Genomic DNA, 20,844 nt, shown 5'->3' with positions numbered 1-20,844 from the left:
GATGTTTATCAGCAGCCAAAGCCACCGCCGCCACAGCAGCAGCACAGAAGCAGGATCCAGATCAGGCAGTCGCAGTTGTTACCGCCGCATCCGTGGTCAAAGCATCCGCCGCCACATCCGCCGCAGCACAGCAGAATCAGAATCAGGAAGAGACAGTTGTTGTTGCCGAAACCGCCGCATCCACAGCCACAATTACAGCCGCAGCTTCCTCCGTTGTTATCACATCCGCAACCGCAGTTGGTAGCCGCTAAATCACTCATGGTTATGTCCTCCGAGATTTTCTATACACTTCATCATATGAGGGGCAGCTTGCCACAGTTTCCATAAATCAGGAAAATTAGGACGGAAATATTTTACTATAAATTTTTTGTTGAAATAATCGAGATAACCGAGATAACCGGGCGGATCGACATGGATGTTTATCCATAACGATTTGTCACAGAACATTGTACAACGAAATGAAAAGAGGAATGAAAATGGAACCGTTATATTATCAGACACCGTATGTGAAAGAATTTGATGCCATCGTCACCGCCTGCCGTCCGGCAAAGCACGGATTTGAGGTGGAACTTTCCCAGACCGGATTTTACCCGGAGGGCGGCGGACAGCCGTCGGACACCGGACGGATCGGGGAAGTGCACGTGACACATGTGGAGGAGAAACATGGCGTGGTTGTTCATGAGACGGACGCGCCGCTGGAGGTGGGAAGCACCGTTCACGCGGCCATCGACTGGGAACAGCGTTTTTCCAACATGCAGCAACATACGGGAGAACATATCATATCGGGGCTGATTCATGCCGCATACGGATATGATAATGTCGGATTTCATATGGGACACGATGAAGTGACGGTCGATCTGAATGGTCCGCTTAACTGGGAACAGTTAAAGGAAATCGAGAAGAAGGCAAATGCGGTTGTCTGGGCGAATCTTCCGGTACAGGTGACATATCCGGGTGAGGAGGAATTGAAAACCATCGATTACCGCAGCAAGAAAGAGCTGACCGGTCAGGTTCGCATCGTAGAGATTCCGGGGGCGGATATCTGTGCCTGCTGCGGCACACACGTGGATTACACGGGAGAGATCGGCGTGATCAAGGTGCTTTCCCTGATGAATTACAAGGGCGGCGTGCGTTTCTCCATGCTCTGTGGTGACCGTGCGCTGGAGAATTTTGAGGCGAAGACGGAGCAGATGCAGACGATCTCTAACCTGCTTTCTGCAAAACCGGAGAAGGCGGCGGAGGCGGTCAGCCATCTGAAAGAGGAGAGCGGGCGCAAGGACGGTGAGATCAACCACCTCTGGCAGCGCATTCTCACCATGCAGGCAGACGTCTATCCGCAGGGTCAGAAAGCGCTGGCTGTATTTGAGCAGGGCATGACGCCAGTTCTGGTGCGTCAGTTTGCAAATCTGCTATTGGAACAGGAAAAAGGAGAGACCGTGCTGGTGTGCTCTGGCGATGACGCGTCAGGTTATAACTACACAGCCGGAAGCCTCGGCCGTGATATGCGTGCATTCGGAAAAGAATTAAACGCCCGTCTGCAGGGACGCGGCGGCGGGAGCACCCAGATGGTGCAGGGAACATTCCGGGCGTCGCGGGAAGAAATTGAAAAAATCTTTCAAGAGCTGGCGCGGATAGAAGCGTAGCTGTTTAGAAGGTTTGCGTGTTTACTGCGTGAAGTATGAGAAACGGTTTGACTTAGATTCATAAAACGGAAAAAAGCTTCCTGTGTAGCAGAGCCAATCTGCCATGCAGCCAGGAAGCTTTTTTATACAGTTTCTATCGTATCATTCAAACATTTTTTTATACAACGGCAAGGTACATACCGTGTACACCTTAGAAGAGAGCTTACTCCCCCTGATACATAAATTTAATCAGTCGGTCTAAGTCCTCTTTCTCATAAGCAACCAGCTCCAGCTCTTTGATATAGCCATTGGAAAAAATATTTGCCATCGACAGATACTGGGACAGCTTGGATTTCAGGTTGATGCGGTCGCCCTCCGGGGAAACCAGCTCGACGGTTCCTTTGCAGGAATCAATTACTTTAAAAAATGTGTTTACATCGGAAATATTCTGGATTTTCATATTTAGCCCTCCTTCATGGATTGGCACACAACCCTGTGTGCAGTTTATAATTTCGTCAATCTTTTAACAATGATAATTATAACAGACCTCTATAAAGGGCGCAATGCTCACATTTTCCAAAAAAATCCTTAAAAAAATATCCCTGTATGTCAAAAATACAGGGATGTCCAAGAAAAGATTGTCTATTAATTGTCAAAATCAATATGAAACGTGTCGTTATTTGCGGTAATATGAACATAGGAGAGATTGAAAGACTCATCCAGAATGTCTACCTTGTATTCAAATACGACGCCATTGTCTTTTTTGGAGAGAAACAGATAGGTTCCATTTTCTTTTTCCTCCATCTGATCGCAGATGTCGTTGTAGATATCCTCGCCGTTTACCTCGCCCAGATAGCCGGAAGCTTTGATCTTGTCTTCGATTGCTTTGTAAAATTCTTCCATCGTTGTAACTCCTTTATTGGTATTAGTCAATCTTTTTATACTCATTGTATTGAATTTAAATGTGTTATAAGTATACAAAATCTGCACCGTTCTGGCAAGACAAAACAAGGATTACTTTTTACGTATGCGGGTATTAATAAAAGAGGGTTACTGTACACGCATACGTAAAAAGTAACGGAATTTGCCGTGGCTTCGCATTTCAATACGGCAAATTCCTGCTGCCACCACGTTTTCTTACGGCACTTTCGGTTCCAAAAGTGCCTACCCGTGAACAGAAACAAAAGAGGTTCTAAAATGAAAAATAGGTCTGCCTCATGCTTGATTTATAAAACGTGAAACCTTATAATAATACGGAAATACGGTTTTGAAGAGATGAACTCAATTCCGGCGGTATAGAAACAAACGAAGTAACTGTTCAGTAGGTCTGCGGATTTATTGCGCGTGACTGTGAAGGCACTGAACAGTTACCAAACGAAAATAGTGGGAGAAGAGAAATGTCCTATTTTCCGATTTTTATAGATATGACAGATCGGCAGGTGCTGGTTGTGGGAGCTGGAAGTGTGGCATCGAGGCGGGTCGGCGTGCTGGAAAAATTTGGCGCAGCAATCACGGTGATTGCACCGAACACTTCGGAAGAGATACGGAAGCTGGCGGATTCACGGAAAATCCGTCTGATTGAACAAACCTATGAGGAAGTTCGAGATACGATCTGGCAGGAAAAAAACTTTTTTATGGCGCTGGCAGCGACCGGGCAGACGGGGACGGATGCACGGATCAAGGAGGATGCGTCGAGCCATTCCGTCTGGTTTAATATGGCTTCCGATAAAAGTCAGTCAGAGTTTTATTTCCCGGCGATCGCCCAGGGCAGAGAACTGACAGCCGGATTGATTTCTGGCGGAGCGGATCCGGGATTGACGCATCGTGTGGCAAAAGAAGTACGCCGCGTGCTGGCGGAAGCAGAGGTAGAAGATACTTAATATATTTTATAGAGGAGATTAAAAATTGACAGATAAAAATAGGATCCGCGTAGGCAGCCGCGACAGCGCGCTGGCAGTTGTTCAGTCAAAGATGGCGATCGCAGCGATGCAGAATGTCTGTCCGGAGACAGGATTTGAATTGATCACGATGAAAACGACGGGAGACAAGGTGCTTGACCGTCCACTTGATGCGGTTGGCGGCAGGGGATTGTTTGTAAAAGAGCTGGATCAGGCGCTTTATGAAGGGCGGTGCGAGCTGACAGTTCATTCCTTAAAAGATATGCCGCTCTGTCCGCCGGAGGAGCTGCCGGTGCTGGCGCTTTTAGAGCGCGAAGATTGCCGCGATGTGCTGGTTCTGCGTGAAGGCTTATCCGAGCTTCCGGCGCACCCGGTAATCGGAACTTCCAGCCGCCGCCGCGTCCTACAGGGGCAGAGATTATTCCCGGATGCAGAATTTAAGGGGATCCGAGGCAACCTGAACACGCGTTTGCGAAAGCTCGATTCTGGCGAATATGATGCGCTGATTCTGGCAGCGGCGGGGCTGATTCGTCTGGGATTTGCAGATCGCATCAGCCGTTATTTTTCTGTGGAGGAAATGATCCCGTCAGCAGGACAGGGCATTCTGGCAATCCAGGGACGGCGTGACCGGGAGATCCCTTTTGTGAAAATGGTTCACTCTGAGGAGTCTGCGGTTTTAACCAGGGCAGAACAGGGCTTTGTCGCCACACTTGGAGGCGGATGTTCGTCGCCGACGGCAGCTTCGGCGGTGCTTGAAAATGGAAAAATCAAGCTGCGCGGTCTTTATTATAAGGAAGAAACGGGAGAAGTCCGTATTGGCTCCATTGAGGGCGAGGCAGAGAAAGCAGCGGAGCTTGGAAGAAAATTGGCGGAACAGTTATCGGGAAAGCCTGCACTGTCTCCGCTGGGGAAAGTCTACCTTATCGGCTCGGGCCCTGGCGATGCAGGGCTTTTTACCCTGCGCGGCAGAGAACTTCTGGAGCAGGCGGATGCCGTCGTCTACGACGCTTTGGCAGGCGACGCGGTACTGGGCTGGATTCCGGAGCACACGCGGAAAATTGACGTTGGTAAACGGAGTGGACGCCATTCGAAGAAGCAGGAAGAAATCTTAGAAATTTTATTAGAGGAAGCGAAAAAGGGCGGAACGATCGTGCGCCTCAAGGGCGGGGATCCGTTCGTCTTTGGACGCGGCGGCGAAGAAGCCGAATTTTTAAAGAAACATCAGATCCCGTTTGAGGTGGTTCCGGGTATCAGCTCCAGCCTGGCAGTTCCAGCATATTTTGGCATCCCGGTGACGCACCGAGGATTGGCGGGATCGTTTCATGTGATTACCGGACATCGTATGGAGGGCATGCCGGCTCTGGATTTTGAGGCACTTGCTCGGGTCGGCGGCACCTTAATTTTTCTGATGAGTGTTGCGAATGCGCCGAGGATCTGTGAAGGGCTTCTGAGTGCGGGAATGAAACCGGAGACGCCGGCGGCATTTCTGATGAACGGAACCCTTGCGTCCCAGAGAATGATCCGCGCAACCCTGCAGACACTTCCGGAAGAGGGTGTGCGTCAGGGCGTCAAGGCGCCTGCCATCCTTGTGATCGGGGAGGTCTGTGCGCTTGCTGATACGTGTGCATGGAGAGAAGAAAAGCCGTTGGCAGGAAAACGGATCGTGATTACCCGCCCGAAGGAGCGCAGCCAGAAGCTGGCGGAACATCTGCGCGATGCCGGAGCGGAGGTGCTGGAATTTCCGACGATTGAGTTAAAACCGGTCTGGAAAAAATCAGAAAAAGCGGATGCTGGCACAGCGGATAAAGAAAAACTGTATGAACTGGTTCGGAATCTGGAATCGTATCACTGGCTGGTGCTCACGAGTCCAGCAGGGGCGCAATATTTCTTTGAGCTTTTGAACCAGATGCAGAAAGATTTCAGGAGCCTTTCCCATCTGCGTTTTGCTGTGATCGGCGAGGGAACCGCGTCCGTCTGCCGGGAACACGGCATTTACCCAGATTATATTCCGGAGCGCTTTTATGCGGCAGATCTCGGAAAAGGGCTGGCAAAACGGGTGAAGCAGAACGAACGCGTATGCATCCTGCGCGCCAGACATGGTTCGCCGGAACTGACGCAGGCATTTGAAGCTGCCGGAATATCCTATATGGATGTGACACTTTACGATACGATCACGCCGGAGGAATCGCCTCTTGCAGAGCGCATCCGTGAACTCCTAAAAGAGGGCGCGATCGATGCGGCCACGTTTACGAGCGGATCGACGGTACAGGGATTCCTGGATATTTTACAGCCGGATAAGGAGACATTGAACGGATTTACAGCCGTCTGTATCGGAGAAAAGACAGAAAAAACCGCCAGCGCGGCGGGAATGAAAGCCGTACTGGCGGAGTCCGTCTCGGAAGAAGGGATTGAGCAGGCGCTCTATCATATGTAAACATATAAACAGACGTCTGTTCAGCAGGTTCATGAAGAAGTTTTTATATAAATTGTAAATGCCTGAACATACGGAACCGATAGAAGCGTGAGCGGGTAAATCAGCATTTTAGCTGTTTTTCTGCTGTAACCGGGCTTTTATGTTGTCCAGCAGCAGTGCAGAAACCCGCAGACCACCGTAGCCGCTTCCAAGATGGATATCTGGTTTGTTGGCACCGTGAAAATCGGAACCGCCGGTGGAGACCAGACCGAGACGCGAAGCTATTTCACGTAAATGAAGACTGTCGGATTGAGAGTGTGAGGAATAATAAATCTCGATGCCCATCATTCCGGCTTCTTTTAAATAGGAGAGAAGCTGCTCGGTCTTTTTCCAGCCAAGTTTATACTGGAGAGGATGTGCGAGCGCTGGTAAACCGCCAGCTACACGGATCAGGCGGATCGCTTCCTCCGGCTCAATCATCTGCTTCGGGCGGTAATATTTTTTGCCGTCCCCGAGGTATTTATCAAATGCCTGGCTGACCGAAGTGACACAGCCTTTTTCAAGCAGTGCGCGTGCAAAATGGGCACGGGTGATGACAGTGTGTTCATTTCCATGAATTAAATCTTCATATTTAATGGGAAATCCATCTGCCTGAAATAAAGCGAGAAGCTCTTCATTGCGCCGGTTGCGGATCTCGCGGACCTGCCGCAGTGCAGATAAAAGTTCCGGGCAGTGCGGGTTCAGATAGAGCCCCAGAATATGGATTTCTTTTCCTTTATAAGGACTGGAAAATTCGGCACCGGGAATGACAGTCAGGGAGGTGTTCTCGGCTGCCTGCATGGCTTCCGCAACGCCGTCAACTGTATCATGATCCGTCAGCGCATAGGCGGTCAGACCGCATTGGAGCGCCAGCTTTGTCACTTCGGTGGGCGTGAGTGTTCCGTCCGAAGCAGTAGAATGAACGTGTAAATCAATTAACTGCATAGATGCAGACCTCCTTCTGCTGTAAGACTACCCGCATTAGATGGAAAAGTCAAGTATGCGGCAGATACCCGCTGCAGTTTGCCAGTGTGTAAACGGGAACAAAAATGATTGTTTACATCAGATATATTTGAAAGAAGAAGCGTTATACAAAAAACAGAGCGGCTGTGGAAATTTGTACCAGGAAACGGTTGTGGGGATCAAAAAAATTTATAAGTTAATTTAAGAATAATGTTATTTTCTTTTCCTGGAATTGTGCTATACTGTAGCAGGGATATTTTCAAATAAACACATATAATAAAATTTCATGGAAAAGACGGACAGGTGATGGAAAATGAGTGAGTACAACAGAAATTCTTCAGGAGGAAGGAATTTTGAACATAGAGGATTGGAGGGCGGAACGCTGAGTTCGTACAGCAGTACCGGGCATCGTTCGTCGTCCGGAACATCCAGCCATACAAAAAGTACAGCTGCGCACACAAGCACGGGACGCCGGGATACTGCGATGAACCGGGCGGCAGCCGGTCGGAGTGGGCATACTTCCGGGCGTTATAAAAAGAAGAGAAGAAACCGTCTGGATATTACACAGATCCTTTTGATCGTGATCGGTGTCCTGGCGGTTATCCTGATAGCGGCGATTGCCTCCCGCGGGTGCGGTGGGGGCAGCGCGGCAGGCGGGGCGACCGAATCGGATGCCGTACAGGAGAGTACCGTGGCAGATGGAGCGGTGACCGTCAACGGCGTCAATATTTACGGAATGACGCAGGAGGAGGCGCGCAAGGCGATCCTTGATTCATTTGACTGGAAGATGAAGGTCAAATACGAGGACAAAGAGGCCGACGTCACCAATCTGATGGCGGATAAAGTTGATCAGCTTCTCGAGGAGATCTATGCAAGTGATCTGAAACCGGGTGAGACATATGAAGTCAACACGGAAAATATGATCGAGGATGCCAAGGCAGAGGCAGCACTGATTGCCGGAAACTGGAACATGGCAGCCAAGAGCGGCGGTATCTCTGGTTACAATAAGGAAACGGGCAAGTTTGAGTTCAGCGAGGGCACCAAGGGACTTGTCATCGATCAGGACAAGCTGGCACAGGCGATGGTCGATGCGATTGACAAGAAAGAGTTTGATGCCGTTCTGACCGCAGAGACGAAGGAAGTCGCAGCGGATTCGTCGGTACAGGATAAGTACAAGACAATGTCCACCTACACAACCACGACGACCTCCAACAGCAACCGAAACGAGAATATCCGTCTGGCGGTCGCAGCGTTAAACGGAACGATTGTCAAACCAGGACAGGAATTTTCCTTTAACAATACGACCGGTGCGAGAACCGAAGAAAAAGGCTACAAGCCGGCAACCGCATACTTAAATGGCGAGGTTGTCCAGGAGCCAGGCGGCGGCGTCTGCCAGGTATCTTCGACCTTATATAACGCGGTTGTATTTGCGGGGCTTAAAAGTACGGAGCGCCACGCACACAGCTACGAGCCGTCCTACGTTACACCGGGCGAGGATGCGGCAGTCAGCTACGGCGGACCGGACTTCAAGTTCGTCAACAACTCGGAATATCCGCTGGCTATCAAGGCAAGCTTCAGCGCATCTGATCGAAAACTGACGATCGCACTGTATGGAGTTCCGATTCTGAAAGAGGGTGTCAAGATTCGTATGTCTTCTGAGAAGACAGGCGAGATTGATCCGCCGTCTGCGGTTTATACCGAGGATGGTTCCCTGCAGCCGGGTCAGGAAGTGCAGACAAAGGCAGCGACTCCGGGCAGCCGCTGGTCCACGGATCTGGTTACCTATGAGAATGATAAAGAAGTGAGTCGTGAATTTTTTCACAATAGCAGCTATCGTGGAAAGGCAGCGCAGATCAAACGTAACAGTTCCGCTACTGTAGCGACCAACGCAACGGAGACAACGGCGGCAGCAGAGAGCACCGCAGCTGAGACAAATGCAGCTAATGAGAGCACAGCGGCACATGAGACAACCACAGCGGCACCGTCCAGCCCTGACGGCGAGACAAAAGCTCCGACCACGACAGCGGCGGCATCCAACGAAGGACCACAGGAGACAACTCCAGAGCCAGAGGAAACGAACCCGGTTGTGGAAGCAAATGGACCTGGAAGCAATTAAAATCAAGGCAAAACTAAGGTGAAATATAGAAAGTGCTGTAAGATAGATTGCAAAAATGAATGATAAAAGGGCATTCAAGCGGCATTTGAATGAAAAGCACCGCTGGATGGAGAGTCTTTCTTCATCTGGCGGTGTTTTTTTCCATATTTTGTGATTTTACCGACTATCTGAAAAAACAGTAGACAGCTTTTTTGTAATTGTTCGAAAAATAATACCGGATATAAATCAAATTTATTTGCATTTTGACGAGAATTTGTTATAATATTATCAGGTAAATTTCCAGGACAATCTATTTGGGGAGATTTATTACTGAATACATTCACTATCAATAGGAGGAATATTCATTATGGCAAGAAAGATGAAAACCATGGATGGAAACCACGCAGCAGCGCATGCTTCTTACGCATACACCGACGTGGCAGCTATCTATCCGATTACCCCTTCTTCTCCGATGGCTGAGGCTACCGATGAATGGGCAACAGACGGAAGAACCAATATTTTCGGCCACACAGTTCAGATTACAGAGATGCAGTCTGAGGCAGGTGCAGCAGGTGCAGTACACGGATCTCTGGCAGCAGGTGCGCTGACAACCACGTACACCGCTTCCCAGGGTCTGCTTCTGATGATCCCGAACTTATACAAGATTGCAGGTGAGCAGCTCCCGGGCGTATTTAATGTTTCTGCTCGTGCACTGGCCAGCCATGCGTTATCCATCTTTGGTGACCATTCTGATATTTATGCGTGCCGTCAGACAGGCTGCGCGATGCTGTGTGAATCCAGCGTACAGGAAGTTATGGATTTAACCCCGGTTGCACATCTGGCATCCATCAAGGGCAAGATTCCGTTCATTAACTTCTTTGATGGTTTCCGTACATCCCATGAGATTCAGAAGATCGAGACCTGGGATTATGAAGATCTGAAAGATATGGCAGATATGGATGCAATCGATGCATTCCGTAAGAATGCACTGAACCCGAACCACCCGTGTCAGCGCGGTTCTGCTCAGAACCCGGATATCTTCTTCCAGGTAAGAGAGGCTTGCAACCCGTACTACGATGCACTTCCGGCGATTGTTCAGGAATACATGGACAAGGTCAATGAGAAGATTGGCACAGACTACAAGCTGTTCAACTACTATGGCGCTCCGGATGCAGAGCACGTTATCATCGCAATGGGTTCTGTCAACGATACCATCGAAGAGACGATCGATTACCTCGTAGCAGCTGGAAAGAAAGTCGGCGTTGTAAAGGTTCGCCTGTACCGTCCGTTCGTAGCCAGCGCACTGGTAGACGCTATTCCGGATACAGTTAAGCAGATTTCCGTATTAGACCGCACCAAAGAGCCAGGTTCCCTTGGCGAGCCGCTTTACCTTGATGTAGTAGCAGCATTAAAGGGTACAAAATTCGATCAGACTCCGATCTTCACAGGTCGTTACGGACTTGGTTCCAAGGATACCACACCGGCTCAGATCGTAGCTGTATATGAGAACACAACCAAGAAACAGTTCACCATCGGTATCGTAGATGATGTTACCAACCTTTCCCTGGAGCTTGGCGCACCGCTTGTTACCACTCCGGAAGGAACTGTAAACTGTAAGTTCTGGGGTCTTGGTGCCGACGGTACTGTAGGTGCAAACAAGAACTCTATCAAGATCATCGGCGATAATACCGATATGTACGCACAGGCTTACTTCGATTATGACTCCAAGAAATCTGGTGGTGTTACAATGTCCCACCTTCGTTTCGGTCATAAACCGATCAAATCCACCTACCTGATCCACAAGGCAAACTTTGTTGCCTGTCACAACCCGGCTTACATCCGTAAGTACAACATGGTTCAGGAACTGGTTGACGGCGGTACATTCCTGTTAAACTGCCCGTGGAACATGGAAGAGCTGGAGCAGCACTTACCGGGACAGGTTAAGAAGTTCATCGCTGACCACAAGATTAAATTCTACACCATCGACGGTGTTAAACTGGGTATCGAGACCGGTATGGGTCCGACCCGTATCAATACCATCCTTCAGTCCGCATTCTTCAAGCTGGCAAATATTATTCCGGAGGAGAGAGCGATCGAGCTGATGAAGGCTGCTGCAAAGGCAACCTACGGTCGTAAGGGCGAAGATGTTGTTAAGAAAAACTGGGCTGCTATCGATGCAGGCGCTCAGAACGTTGTAGAGATTCAGGTTCCGGAAAGCTGGAAGAACGGCGAGGACGAGGGACTTGAGATGACTCACGCAACCGAGGGAAGAGCAGACGTTGTTAAGTTTGTCAATACCGTTCAGGCTGCTGTCAATGCTCAGGAGGGTAACAACCTGCCGGTATCTGCATTTACTGATTATGTAGATGGTACAACTCCGTCTGGTTCTGCTGCATACGAGAAACGTGGTATCGCAGTCAATGTACCGGTTTGGAATCCGGACAACTGTATCCAGTGTAACTTCTGTTCTTATGTGTGCCCGCACGCAGTTATCCGCCCGATCGCGATGACCGAGGAAGAGGCTGCTGCCGCTCCGGAAGGAACAAAGACACTGCCGCTTACAGGTATGCCGCAGTACAAGTTCGTGATGACTATTTCTTCCCTGGATTGTACCGGATGTGGTTCCTGTGCAAATGTCTGCCCGGGCAAGAAGGGTGAGAAAGCACTTACGATGGTAAGTCTTGACAAGAATCTGGAGGCTCAGAAGGGTTATGACTACGGTCAGACACTTCCGATCAAACAGGATGTCATTGATAAATATAAAGAGACAACCGTTAAGGGAAGCCAGTTCAAACAGCCGTTACTTGAGTTCTCCGGCGCTTGTGCAGGATGCGGCGAGACTCCGTATGCAAAACTGATTACTCAGCTGTTCGGCGATCGTATGTACATTGCCAACGCAACCGGATGCTCCTCTATCTGGGGCAACTCTTCACCGTCCACACCTTACACCATGAACAAGGCTGGCAAGGGTCCGGCTTGGGACAACTCCCTGTTCGAGGACAACGCAGAGTTCGGTTATGGTATGCTTCTGGCTCAGAACGCAATCCGTGACGGCTTAAAGGATAAGGTTGAGGCTGTGATGGCGGCAGAACAGGCGACCGATGAAGTGAAAGCAGCTTGCAAAGAGTGGCTGGATACTTACGGAATTGGTGCATTGAACGGCGCAGCTACCGACAAGCTGGTAGAGGCTCTGGACGGCATCGACTGCCCGAACTGCAAGGATATTGTGAAGAACAAAGACTTCCTCGCTAAGAAATCCCAGTGGGTATTCGGTGGCGACGGTTGGGCTTACGATATCGGTTTCGGCGGTGTTGACCACGTACTTGCTTCCGGCAAGGATATCAACATCATGGTATACGATACCGAGGTTTACTCCAACACAGGCGGACAGTCCTCCAAGGCGACTCCGACCGGTGCAGTTGCACAGTTCGCAGCAGGCGGTAAAGATGTGAAGAAGAAAGATCTTGCTTCCATCGCTATGAGCTACGGCTATGTATATGTTGCCCAGATCTCCATGGGTGCTGACTATGCTCAGACTGTTAAGGCTCTTGCTGAGGCAGAGGCATATCCGGGTCCGTCCTTAGTCATTGCTTATGCTCCGTGTATCAACCACGGTATCAAGAAAGGTATGGACAAGGCTCAGACCGAGGAGAAACTGGCGGTAGAGTGCGGTTACTGGCACAACTTCCGTTACAATCCGGCTGCAGAGGACAAGAAGTTCACTCTGGACAGCAAGGCACCGACAGGTGACTACCAGGCATTCTTAAAGGGTGAGGTTCGTTACGCATCTCTGGCTCTGAAGAATCCGGATAGAGCCGGCGCGCTGGATGCAAAGAACGAGGAAGAGGCAAAGGCTAGATACCAGTACCTGAACAAGCTCGTTACTCTGTATACAAACAACTAATGAATCACTGATTCATGAATATATGACATACGATATATAAAACGTATGACTGCAGAAGCTCCGTCGAAAGATGGAGCTTTTGTTGTGTAATAGGAAATTCCTTGGAATTCCCTATTACACAACAAGGCACATTCTTTTTTTAAGGGGGAAAATCGTATAATAGAGTGTTTTTGTGGTATCCTGTATATGAAAAGGATCTGAAAATTATATGCTTCAATAAAACAGGAAAATAAAAAATATTTCAGGCAATGTTGAGAGAGCTAATTCGGTATAGCATTTAGAAAGCGGGGAAATCAGGATGGCACAGGGCAAAGATTTTTATATTCCATTTCAGGATGGGAGCGGCAGAATCCATGGCATCTGCTGGGAGCCGGAGGAAACACCGTGGGCGGTCATTCAGGTGGCGCACGGTATGATCGAGCACATTGGCAGATACGAAGAATTTGCACAGGCGATGAACCGGGCGGGGATTGCGGTCATCGGGCACGATCATCCGGGACATGGACGGACAGCAAAACCAGGGGAATTAGGCGAGTTCGCGGAGAAAAATGGTGTCCGCCGCGTGAACGGTGCGATGGCGCAGGTGGCACGTTTTGCGAAACACAAGTTTCAGGGCATTCCGCATATTCTTCTGGGGCACAGCATGGGTTCGTTTTTTGGACGCCGTTTTATCACGCATTATGGAGAATGGCTGGACGGCGCAATTTTCATGGGAACCGGAAGCCAGCCGGAACCACTTTTGTGGCTGGGCGGAACCGTCGTGGCAGCGGCAGCGTGGCTGGAAGGAAGAAATGGACGAAATGAGCGGCTGCACCAGCTGGTTCTTGGAAGCTATAACCACTATTTTGAAAAAGGAAAAACGGAACATCAATGGCTGTCGCGCGTGACGGAGGAGGATGAAAAATACGAGGCGGATCCATACTGCCAGTTTTTATTTACTGATGGGGCATTCGTCGATTTTTTCCAGGTCATGCTGGATTTGAAGCGGAAGAGAGGCTTTGATGGAATTCCGAAAAATCTGCCGATTCTGCTGATATCGGGAGAGGAGGACCCGGTCGGAGAAGGCGGACGCGGTGTGCGGCGCGCGATGGAAGATCTGCAAGAAACCGGATGTACCAATGTGGCGATGCAACTTTATCCGGGGGCAAGGCATGAACTGTTTCATGAGATCAACCGGGAAGAGGTATTTGGTGATATTGTGGACTGGGTAAGTAAATTATAAGTAATACTTATAACTTACTTAATGAAAAATAATATACAAATGAAAAAACAATCTTTACAGTTCATATGCTTTTTTTTATAATTGAGAATGTTTTGGAAACTGTGTAAAAAGGTAGTTTTAAATTGGGTACAGGGAGAGAAAATCTATGGAAAATGAAAAGAAATTTACGGGACCTGCCTATGAGTTTGAGGCGAAGATGCCGTTAAAACAGGCGATTCCGCTGGGACTGCAGCACGTGCTTGCGATGTTTGTTGGTAACCTGACACCACTTCTGATCATCACAGGCGCCTGTGGTATCACGGGCGGAAACGATCTGGCACAGCTGCAGATCGAGCTTTTGCAGAATGCGATGTTGGTGGCGGGACTGATCACGCTGCTGCAGTTATTTTCGGTTGGTCCGGTCGGCGGCAAGGTTCCGATTATCATGGGAACCAGCTCTGGTTTCATCGGTGTATTCAACAGCGTGGCGGCTACGATGGGCGGCGGTATTTTAGCGTACGGCGCCATTATGGGTGCTTCGATCATCGGCGGTCTGTTCGAGAGTGTGCTTGGATGCTTCTTAAAGCCGCTTCGCCGATTTTTCCCGTCGGTCGTAACAGGTACGGTCGTTCTTTCGATTGGTCTGTCATTGATCGGGGTCGGCGTCAATTCCTTCGGCGGCGGCAGCTCGGCGCAGGACTTTGGTTCCATGGAAAATATGCTGCTTGCTATTTTTGTCCTGATTGTGATTCTGGCAGTGAAGCACGGAACGAAGGGATATTTAAGTTCTTCCTCGATTCTGGTCGGAATTATTGCCGGTTATGCTGTAGCATTCATCATGGGTCTGGTGCTTCCGCACACGGGCATTGCAGCGGACGGAACCGAATATACCAAAGCATGGGTATTAAACTGGGATAAGGTAGCACAGGCGAGCTGGATCAGCATTCCGCCGATCGTCCCGGTTAAAATTGTCTTTGATATGCGCGCAATTTTGCCGGTTCTTATCATGTTTATTGTAACCGCTGTTGAGACGGTCGGAGATATTTCCGGTGTCGTTGAGGGCGGTATGGACCGTGAGGCGACCGATAAAGAGCTTTCCGGCGGTGTTATCTGCGATGGACTTGGTTCCAGTATTGCGGCGCTGTTCGGTGTTCTTCCGAACACTTCGTTCAGCCAGAACGTAGGTCTGGTTACGATGACAAAGGTAGTCAACCGCATGGCACTTGCAACCGGCGCGGTATTCTTGATTCTGTGCGGTCTGATTCCGAAGCTGGGTGCGATCGTTTCGATCATGCCGCAGTCGGTACTGGGAGGCGCAGCGGTTATGATGTTCTCTTCGATCGTAGTTAGCGGTATTCAGCTTATCACGAAAGAGAAGATGACTTCACGCAACCTGACCATCGTCTCTGTTGCACTGGGTGTTGGTTACGGCATGGGTGCACATGCAACCATCCTTTCCAAGATGCCGGAAGCAATTCAGCTTGTATTCGGCGGATCTGGTATCGTTCCGGCAGCTTTCATGGCGATTATCCTGAATGTGCTGCTGCCGAAGGATGAGGCGTAAGAAATAGGAAGATTAGAAAAAGGTTATAGGTACATAAAAATATAAGATCCATCTATAAAATATGGAATGTATGGCTGAAAGTGATACGTAGATTGATAAAAAGGGACTGGCATCATGCTGCATGTGTGATGTCAGTCCTTATAGTTTTATTCGATTGTTACCAGATTCTCCAGGCGTTTGAGCTCCTCCGGCGTGTCTACATCCATCAATTCCTCCGGCACTTCGGCAGTCACATACTGGACAACGTCCGGATGCTGGCGGAGAACATGGCTTCCGCCAGCTTTTTCCGGCAGATGGAGCAGTTCGTCAAAATATGCCCGGTCGAAGAGAATCGGGCTTCCGACGGTGGTTGAGACGGAAGGTTCGGGAGAAGCCGTCATTTGGACGCTGCAGAGCTGTACGATCGGTGATTTTTCTGCAATTCCTGAATTCTGAGGCAATTTTGATTTCAAAATGGAAAAATCAGAATCTGGGAAAACAGATTCAGAGTGACCTGGTGATATTTTGCATTCGAGATAGCGCCGGCATATCCGTTCCAGTGTCCGTGGACGCAGAAGCGGCTGATCGCCGAGTGCAAAGAGACAGCCTGATAAATCCGGGTGCCTTTTTAACATGTGTGTAAGTCCCAGGCAGAGCGCCTCGTTCCGATTGGGAAGTGTATGAATCAGCACCGGAATTCCCAGGGACTGACAGTAATCGTGAACCTCCCGGGAGCGCGTCACAACGAGACGATCGGCAAAGAGCGGAACAGAACCGGTCACATCCAGAACCGAGTGGATGAGCGGAGCACCGTGGAACGAAGCCATGAGCTTGTTCGAGCCGAAACGTTTTCCAAGACCGGAGGCCATGATGATGCAGGCGATCCGGACATCGTTTGAATTTTGCAAACAAGTGAAAGAGGGCGTTTGTGTTCCAGAAGAGAAAAAAACAGATTTCCGCCTGCAAAAAAATTCTTCATATAACTGTTGCCCACTCTCCGTACATGCATCCCGATATGCCTCATACTTAGCTAGAAACTCCCTCGCCTCCGCCGTCATCTGGCTGCCTCCGCCGCCTTTTCCGCCGGTGGTGCGGACGGTCAGTGGAAATCCAAGCGTGGCTTCGGCGGAGCGGATAATCCGAAGTGCTTTTGTATACGCCATATTCATGGACAGAGCGGCGGAGCGGAGCGAGCCAGTTTCATCGATGGCATGAAGAAGCTGACGAGGACCTTCGCCAAAGAAACGATGGTTTTCGTCGTTGCAGAGGTAGGTACGGATGGATGGTTTCATAGTTTTTGTCAAATCCTCCTAATCTTTTCTGGAAAAAGTGGTCTCGTTGTATTTTAAAAATAACAACGGAATTATACCATGTTTTATGCTATAATAAAAGATGGATAATTTTGTTATTTAAGAAATAGATGAAAAAGAGGAAAAACCTATGATGACGATTCGAGAATATAAACGGGTAGAAAGCCTGGAGGAAGCCTGGGAGCTGAATCAGAAAAAAGCGAACCGGGTGATAGGCGGTATGATCTGGCTGAAGATGAGCCGGGGCAATGTAGGAACCGCGATTGATATTTCAGGGCTGGGGCTGGATCAGATAGAGGAGACTGAGGATACATTTGAGATCGGTGCGATGGTTACCCTGCGCCAGCTGGAAGAACATCCGGGACTGGCGGCATACACAGACGGTGCCATGCGCGAGTCGGTGCGTCATATCGTCGGCGTGCAGCTTCGGAACCTGGCGACAGTCGGAGGCAGTATCTATGGCAGGTTTGGATTTTCAGATGTCCTGACGATGTTCCTGGCGATGGACACCGAAGTGGAACTTTACAAAGCTGGACGGATGCCGTTGGTGGAATTTGCAAAACAGATCGGCGGCCGGGACATTTTAGTCAAATTAATTGTCCATAAAGACAAAGCCGTATATCACTATCAGTCCGTGCGGAATACGCAGACTGATTTTCCAGTGCTGACCTGTGCGGCGGCGAAACGGGCGGATGGAGCATATCGTTTTAGCATCGGTGCGCGTCCGGGGCGTGCTGTGTTGTTCGAGGCATCAGCGGAGACAATACAGGCGCTTATAGAGGAAAAGCAAAAGGCTGAAACAAAAGCAGATGCGGATGCCAATATCAGAGAAAATCAGGACAAGGCGCAGACCGGGAAGAAAGCAGCCTGTCTTGCAAAGTGGGTCCGTGATCAGGTTCAGACGTCTTCAAATATGCGCGGCAGCGCCGAATACCGGAAACATTTAACCGGTGTTCTGATAAAGCGGGCGGTGCGTGTGCTGGAAGAGTGCTAAACGAAATAGGACAATAAAATGATCGTATAACAGTATGAATATTAGGAGATTCACATATGATGCAGATAACGATTACTCTAAATGGAACGAAGATTTCCCCGGAGATTGAACCGGATACGCTTCTGATTGATCTGGTACGCAGTCAGGGCTGTTACAGTGTCAAGCGCGGCTGCGAGACGGCAAACTGCGGACTCTGTACCGTATTTCTGGATGAAAAACCAGTGCTTTCCTGTTCCGTGCTGGCGGCGCGGGCGGACGGTCACAGCGTGACGACGCTGGAAGGGCTCCAGGAGGAGGCAAAAGAATTTGGCGCATTCATTGCCGATCAGGGAGCCGAACAGTGCGGCTTCTGTAATCCGGGCTTTATCATGAATGCGCTGGCGCTGTTCCGGGAAAAAGAGTTCCCGGAGGAGGATGAAATCCGCGAATATCTGGCAGGAAACCTGTGCCGCTGTTCCGGTTATGAAGGACAGCTTCGCGGCATTCTGGCATTTTTAGACTGGAAGAGAGAAAAACAGAAGGAGGCGGCAGAATGAGAGTAGTCAATACTTCTGTACGAAAAAAAGATGCGATGCAGCTGGTAACCGGACAGCCGGTTTACGTGGATGATCTGGCGCCGCAGGACTGCCTGATCGTCAAACTTCTGCGTTCCCCGTATGCGAATGCGATGGTAAAAACGATCAACACTGCGATCGCAATGAAAGTTCCGGGCATCGAGGCAATTTATACCTGGGAGGATGTGCCGCAGGATGCAAAGCGCTACACACAGGCGGGGCAGACATACCCGGAGGCGAGCCCGTATGACCGTCTCCTGATCGACCGCCATGTCCGTTTTCAGGGCGATATTGTGGCGATTGTAGCAGGAAAAGATGAAAAATGTGTCGATAAAGCACTCCGCCTGATCAAGGTACAGTACGAAGTCTTAGAGCCGGTTCTGGATTTCCATACGTCAAAGGACAACCCGATCCTGGTTCACCCAGAGGACAACTGGGAAAGTCTTGCTCCGGTCGGCGCAGACAACAAGCGCAACCTCTGCGCGCACGATGAGTGCGGCAACGGGGATGTCGAGGCGGTTTTAAAGGACTGCGACATCGTGATTGACCATGTATACCACACAAAGCCGTGCCAGCAGACGATGATGGAGACATTCCGTACCTATTGTTCGATCGATACCTACGGAAGATTAAATATTTTAAGTTCCACGCAGATCGTGTTTCACTGCCGCAGAATCGTGGCAAATGCGCTTCATATCCCGAAGTCGATGGTGCGCGTGAGCAAGCCGAGAATCGGCGGGGGTTTTGGTGCGAAGCAGACGGCGGTCTGTGAAGTGTATCCGGCATTCGTTACCTGGATGACGAAAAAACCGTCGAAGCTGATTTATAGCCGGATGGAGACACAGACGGCGTCTTCGCCGCGCCATGAGATGGAGATGCATGTGCGTCTGGGCGCGATGAAGGACGGCACGATCCGCGGCATCGATCTTTACACATTGTCCAATACCGGTGCTTACGGCGAGCATGGACCGACAACCGTTGGACTGTCAGGACACAAATCGATCCCGTTGTATGGAAGTGTTGAAGCATTCCGCTTTATCAGCGATGTTGTCTATACGAATATCATGTCGGCAGGCGCGTACCGTGGCTATGGTGCGACACAGGGACTTTTCGCGATCGAGTCGGCGGTCAATGAGCTGGCAGACCAGATTCAGATGGATCGCTTTGAGATCCGCCTGAAAAACATGGTTAAAGAGGGCGATCTGATGCCAGCATATTATAATCAGGTTAATACAAGCTGCGCACTCGACCGCTGTGTAAAAAAAGTGCGTGAGATGATCGGCTGGGAAGACAAATATCCGGTGCGTGACATGGGCAATGGCAAGGTCCGCAGCGTCGGCATGGGTATGGCGATGCAGGGATCGGCAATCACGGCGATGGATGTCGGAAGTGCCCGTCTCAAAGTCAACGACGAAGGGTTCTATACATTGTCGCTCGGAGCGGCAGATATGGGAACCGGCTGTGACACGATCTTGGCGCAGATTGCGGCGGAAGTGCTGGAATGCCCAATTGACGCAATCACGGTGTTGGGCGCGGACACGGATTCATCCCCGTATGACTCGGGCTCTTATGCATCGAGTACGACCTATCTGACCGGAAAAGCGACCGAACGGTGTGCGCTGCGCCTGCGCGAGCAGATCTGTAAACTGGGCGCAGAGCTTCTGGGCGTCCCGGCGGATGCAGTGGAATTTGACGGAAAAGAGGTATTCACAACCGAAAAAGCCGGGGATGAGACGAAGAAGATCGCTCTGGCTGATATCGCAACGGCATCCATGTACGGGCATGAAATTCCGCTGGAGGTAACCGAGTCGAGAACCGCTCACATTTCCCCGCCTCCGTTTATGGCAGGTGCGGTTGAGCTTGAGATTGATATGGAGACAGGCGAAACCAGCGTTATTAATTATGCGGCAGCGGTAGACTGCGGTACACCGATCAATCCGAATCTGTCCCGCCTGCAGGTTGAGGGCGGTCTGATGCAGGGAATCGGCATGGCGCTGACGGAAAATATTACCCGCAATGCACAGGGGGGTGTGCGTGAAAATTCCCTGATGCAGTATAAGATTCCGACCCGGATTGACTATGGACATTTAAACGTTGAGTTTGAGAGCAGTTATGAGCCATCTGGTCCGTTCGGAGCAAAGTCGATCGGCGAGATTGTTATCAACACGCCGCTTCCGGCGATTGCTGATGCGGTGTACAATGCAGTCGGAAAACGATTCTATGAGCTTCCGATCACGCCGGAGCAGATTGCACGCGCGGCGGCAGAGAAGCTGGGAGAAGATTTTATTTAAAGAGATAGATTAAAAAC

General features: G+C 50.0%; 15 protein-coding genes. 10 read left to right on the top strand and 5 right to left on the bottom strand.

Annotated elements, in window-relative coordinates; translation table 11 throughout:
• Positions 1 to 8: 8 nt before the first annotated feature.
• Positions 9 to 260 (bottom strand): hypothetical protein, encoded by a 252-nt coding sequence (locus PG862_RS03865; protein WP_022359551.1) that lies wholly within the window; start codon positions 258 to 260, stop codon positions 9 to 11.
• 216 nt (positions 261 to 476) lie between these two features.
• Between PG862_RS03865 and PG862_RS03860 the strand changes: the two genes are divergently transcribed.
• Positions 477 to 1,643, top strand: coding sequence for an alanyl-tRNA editing protein (locus PG862_RS03860; protein WP_270706562.1), 1,167 nt, complete (start codon positions 477 to 479; stop codon positions 1,641 to 1,643).
• Positions 1,644 to 1,845: 202 nt separating this feature from the next.
• Here PG862_RS03860 and PG862_RS03855 read toward each other — a convergent pair whose 3' ends face one another.
• Both PG862_RS03855 and PG862_RS03850 read right to left on the bottom strand, forming a co-directional pair.
• Positions 1,846 to 2,082, bottom strand: a complete 237-nt coding sequence (locus PG862_RS03855) for a hypothetical protein (RefSeq protein ID WP_022359553.1) — start codon at positions 2,080 to 2,082, stop codon at positions 1,846 to 1,848.
• A gap of 185 nt (positions 2,083 to 2,267) precedes the next feature.
• Positions 2,268 to 2,525 (bottom strand): hypothetical protein, encoded by a 258-nt coding sequence (locus PG862_RS03850; protein WP_270706561.1) that lies wholly within the window; start codon positions 2,523 to 2,525, stop codon positions 2,268 to 2,270.
• A gap of 494 nt (positions 2,526 to 3,019) precedes the next feature.
• Between PG862_RS03850 and PG862_RS03845 the strand changes: the two genes are divergently transcribed.
• Together PG862_RS03845 and hemC are read left to right on the top strand one after the other, a co-directional pair.
• The gene (locus PG862_RS03845) at positions 3,020 to 3,502 is read left to right on the top strand and encodes a precorrin-2 dehydrogenase/sirohydrochlorin ferrochelatase family protein (protein WP_117795481.1); all 483 of its coding nucleotides are present in this window, start codon (positions 3,020 to 3,022) and stop codon (positions 3,500 to 3,502) included.
• Positions 3,503 to 3,527: 25 nt separating this feature from the next.
• Entirely contained in the window at positions 3,528 to 5,954 is a 2,427-nt protein-coding gene (gene hemC / locus PG862_RS03840) for a hydroxymethylbilane synthase (protein ID WP_270706558.1), read from the top strand.
• A gap of 108 nt (positions 5,955 to 6,062) precedes the next feature.
• On the opposite strand, the gene PG862_RS03835 is transcribed toward hemC, so the two are convergent.
• Positions 6,063 to 6,917, bottom strand: a complete 855-nt coding sequence (locus PG862_RS03835) for a PHP domain-containing protein (RefSeq protein WP_118293870.1) — start codon at positions 6,915 to 6,917, stop codon at positions 6,063 to 6,065.
• Between the two features lie 331 nt (positions 6,918 to 7,248).
• Between PG862_RS03835 and PG862_RS03830 the strand changes: the two genes are divergently transcribed.
• The 4 genes from PG862_RS03830 (at position 7,249) to PG862_RS03815 (ending at position 15,699) form a co-directional block, all read left to right on the top strand.
• The gene (locus PG862_RS03830; RefSeq protein ID WP_181357145.1) at positions 7,249 to 9,051 is read left to right on the top strand and encodes a VanW family protein; all 1,803 of its coding nucleotides are present in this window, start codon (positions 7,249 to 7,251) and stop codon (positions 9,049 to 9,051) included.
• Positions 9,052 to 9,397: 346 nt separating this feature from the next.
• Positions 9,398 to 12,934: a pyruvate:ferredoxin (flavodoxin) oxidoreductase gene (gene nifJ / locus PG862_RS03825; protein ID WP_270706557.1), complete on the top strand. Its 3,537-nt coding sequence runs from the start codon at positions 9,398 to 9,400 to the stop codon at positions 12,932 to 12,934.
• 298 nt (positions 12,935 to 13,232) lie between these two features.
• Positions 13,233 to 14,156, top strand: coding sequence for an alpha/beta hydrolase (locus tag PG862_RS03820; RefSeq protein ID WP_118468608.1), 924 nt, complete (start codon positions 13,233 to 13,235; stop codon positions 14,154 to 14,156).
• A gap of 145 nt (positions 14,157 to 14,301) precedes the next feature.
• Positions 14,302 to 15,699 carry a uracil-xanthine permease family protein gene (locus tag PG862_RS03815; protein ID WP_106999933.1) on the top strand — a complete coding sequence of 466 codons (1,398 nt, stop codon included), beginning with the start codon at positions 14,302 to 14,304 and terminating at the stop codon, positions 15,697 to 15,699.
• A 146-nt stretch (positions 15,700 to 15,845) separates the two neighbouring features.
• Here PG862_RS03815 and PG862_RS03810 read toward each other — a convergent pair whose 3' ends face one another.
• Positions 15,846 to 16,970: an NTP transferase domain-containing protein gene (locus PG862_RS03810; protein ID WP_270706555.1), complete on the bottom strand. Its 1,125-nt coding sequence runs from the start codon at positions 16,968 to 16,970 to the stop codon at positions 15,846 to 15,848.
• Between the two features lie 148 nt (positions 16,971 to 17,118).
• Between PG862_RS03810 and PG862_RS03805 the strand changes: the two genes are divergently transcribed.
• From PG862_RS03805 to PG862_RS03795, 3 genes are read left to right on the top strand one after another with little or no spacing between them, the layout of a single operon-like run.
• Positions 17,119 to 17,982 (top strand): FAD binding domain-containing protein, encoded by an 864-nt coding sequence (locus PG862_RS03805; protein ID WP_118683732.1) that lies wholly within the window; start codon positions 17,119 to 17,121, stop codon positions 17,980 to 17,982.
• Between the two features lie 59 nt (positions 17,983 to 18,041).
• The gene (locus PG862_RS03800) at positions 18,042 to 18,518 is read left to right on the top strand and encodes a (2Fe-2S)-binding protein (protein WP_107000403.1); all 477 of its coding nucleotides are present in this window, start codon (positions 18,042 to 18,044) and stop codon (positions 18,516 to 18,518) included.
• A complete protein-coding gene (locus PG862_RS03795) occupies positions 18,515 to 20,827 on the top strand; it encodes a xanthine dehydrogenase family protein molybdopterin-binding subunit (RefSeq protein WP_106999931.1) in 2,313 nt (770 codons plus the stop codon). Before PG862_RS03800 ends, PG862_RS03795 begins: the two co-directional genes overlap by 4 nt.
• Positions 20,828 to 20,844: the final 17 nt, after the last annotated feature.

Source organism: Clostridium fessum (assembly GCF_027698965.1).
GTDB classification, from domain to species: domain Bacteria; phylum Bacillota; class Clostridia; order Lachnospirales; family Lachnospiraceae; genus Otoolea; species Otoolea fessa.
This window is presented reverse-complemented; position numbering and strand designations above follow the sequence as displayed.